This window comes from Stieleria mannarensis (genome assembly GCF_014154935.1).
In the GTDB taxonomy this organism is placed as follows: domain Bacteria; phylum Planctomycetota; class Planctomycetia; order Pirellulales; family Pirellulaceae; genus Stieleria; species Stieleria mannarensis.
This window is the reverse complement of the sequence record NZ_JACEHH010000117.1, coordinates 1-2,984: the sequence shown is the minus strand read 5'-3', so window position 1 is coordinate 2,984 and position 2,984 is coordinate 1. Positions and strand designations below refer to the sequence as shown.

Annotated in this window: 2 protein-coding genes; both read left to right on the top strand. The window is 52.1% G+C overall.

Features of this window, described 5'->3' with window-relative positions; all coding sequences use genetic code 11:
* The coding region (locus H1B37_RS32535; RefSeq protein WP_182871439.1) for a restriction endonuclease subunit S at positions 1–523 on the top strand (523 nt) is incomplete at its 5' end.
* Positions 520–2,984 (top strand): type I restriction endonuclease subunit R (locus H1B37_RS32530; RefSeq protein WP_182871438.1); only part of this gene is annotated, 2,465 nt, incomplete at its 3' end. The genes H1B37_RS32535 and H1B37_RS32530, both read left to right, overlap by 4 nt.

The following is a 2,984-nucleotide window of genomic DNA, read 5'->3' as shown; positions in this document are numbered from 1 at the left end:
AAATCGCCCCGAGTACTGGAATGGCGATGTGCCTTGGGTTTCTTTGCATGACAGCAAACTTCTTGATGTCGATGAGGTGACGAAAACATCGCTCGCAATAACAGAGCTTGGACTGCTGAATTCATCCGCCAGACTTTTGCCTCAAGGCACTGTCATTTTTTCTAGGACGGCAACAATCGGAAAGAGTTCGGTGCTCGGATGCCCAATGGCGACAAGTCAAGACTTCGCGAACTATGTTTGCGGCCCCGAAGTTTACAATCACTTCCTCGTTCGTCTTTTTCGATTCATGGAGAAAGACTGGAAACGACTCATGGCGGGCAGCACTCACAACACCATCTACATGCCGGTATTCAAAAAACTTCGAGTGACAATTCCGAAATTTGAAGAGCAAGTCGCAATCGTCGATCATCTCCGAAGCTTGGAAACAGAAACTCGTCTTCTGGAAGACAAAATCGCCAAAGCCAGATTATTGAAGCAAGCCATGATGCAGCAGTTGCTCACCGGGAGGATTCGACTCGTATGAGCATTGGCAAGCCGGAATGGGAGTCACAGCGACGTGTCATTGACTTGTTCAAGAACGAACTCGATTACACGTATCTTGGCGATTGGTCGGACCGCGACGGTAATTCTAATATCGAAGAAGGTTTGCTGACGGACTATCTGACAAGCAAAGCCGGCTATTCCCAAGCTCAAGCGGGCGCGGTCATTCACCGGCTGCGCACCGAAGCCGATCACAGCAATCGCGGGCTGTATGGCAACAATAACGCCGTCTACGAATTACTGCGTTACGGCGTCAGTGTCAAAACTGAAGCGAGTAAGCCTTCCGAAACGGTTCAATTGATCAATTGGGCCGAGCCCGAGAAAAACGATTTCGCCATCGCCGAAGAAGTCACGCTGAAAGGTGGGCACGAGCGGCGTCCCGACATTGTCTTGTACGTCAACGGCATCGCGGTCGGTGTGCTGGAGCTGAAAAACAGCCGCGTCGATTTATCCAAAGGCATTTACCAAAGCCTTTCCAATCAGGAACCCGAATTCAACGCTTGGTTCTACAGCACGGTTCAGTTCGTGTTCGCCGGCAATGACAGCGAGGGATTGCGATACGGAACGATCAAGACCGAAGCCAAATACTTTCTGAGCTGGAAAGAAGACGAGCACGACAACGACGGTTACAAGCTGGACAAGTACCTGCGCAAGATGTGCCGCAAGGATCGTTTGATCGAGCTGATGTACGATTTCGTGTTGTTCGACGGCGGCATCAAAAAGCTGCCGCGTGTTCACCAATATTTCGGCGTCAAAGCCGCGCAAGAACGCGTCCGTCAGAAGAAAGGCGGCATCATTTGGCACACGCAAGGATCGGGAAAGAGCATCACGATGGTGATGCTGGCCAAGTGGATTTTGGAAAACAACCCGAACGCCCGTGTCGCTGTGATCACCGACCGTGACGCCTTGGACAAGCAAATCCAACGTGTCTTCACCGATTCCGGGGAAACGATCCAACGGAGCGGCAGCGGCAACGAGTTGATGCGGCAGTTGTCTCAGCCTCTGCCACGCCTACTCTGCTCCCTGGTCCACAAATTCGGGCGCAAAGACGTCGAAGATATCGACGCCTACATCAAAGAGCTGGAAGCCGGACCAAGCAAAACGGTCGGCGACATTTTTGTCTTCGTTGACGAATGCCACCGCACGCAGAGCGGCAAATTGCATCGATTGATGAAAGCGATGATGCCCAATGCGGTTTTCATCGGCTTCACGGGCACGCCGCTGCTGAAGAAAGACCAACAAACCAGTCTGGAAGTTTTTGGCAACTACATCCACACCTACAAATTCAACGAAGCTGTCGAAGACGAAGTCGTGCTCGATCTGGTCTACGAAGCTCGTGACATCGATCAGCAGCTTCGCAGCGTCGACAAGATCGACGCGTGGTTCGAGGCTAAAACCAAGGGTTTGAACGATTGGCAAAAGGATGAGCTGAAGAAGTTTTGGGGCACGCGGCAACAGGTACTCGGATCACTTGATCGCCTGAAACGCGTCGTCGAAGACATCACCTTTGATTTCAGCACTAAACCGCGATTGTCCGATGGCAAAGGCAATGCCATCCTGGTCGCCAAGAGCATTTTCGAAGCCTGCCGGTATTTTGAATTGTTTCAAAACACGCCCTTCAAAGGCAAATGCGCCGTCGTCACCTCGTACAACCCGCAAACCAAGGACATCACGCTCGAAGAGACCGGCGCCAACACCGAGACCGACAAGCAACGGATTTACAATGTCTACACCGACTTGTTGAAAAACGTCGAAGCCCGTCCCGGCATGACGAAGACGGAAACGTACGAGGAAGAGGCGAAAGCCAAGTTCGTCAAAGAACCGGCCAACATGCAGCTTCTCATCGTCGTCGACAAGTTGCTGACCGGATTTGACGCACCGCCCTGCACATATCTGTACATCGACAAATCGATGCAGGACCATGGGCTTTTTCAGGCGATCTGCCGCACCAACCGTTTGGATGGCGCAGACAAGGTGAATGGCGTGATCGTTGACTATATGGACTTGTTCAAGAAGGTCGAGAATGCGATCGCAGTCTATTCATCCGAACTGGATCATCCCGAAGGGGACTCATCGCCCGAGATCTTGCTGCAGGATCGATTGAGCAAAGGCAAAACACGCTTGGACGAAGCTTTAGAGACGTTTGCTCTCCTCTGCGAACCGGTCGAAGCACCGAAAGCCGACTTGGATTACATGCACTATTTCTGCGGCAATTCGGAGATCGAAACGGATTTGAAAGAACGGGAGCCACAACGCTCACTACTCTACAAAGCGGTAGCGTCACTGGTCCGGGCCTACGCCAACATCAAGGATGAAATGGATGCGGCGGGCTACAACGCTGCTGACCAGGATCGGGTCAAGGACAAGGTGAACGAAGCAATCAAGCTGCGAGACATCATCCGCAACGCGAGCGGTGAGAAACTGGACTTGAAGGCTTACGAAGC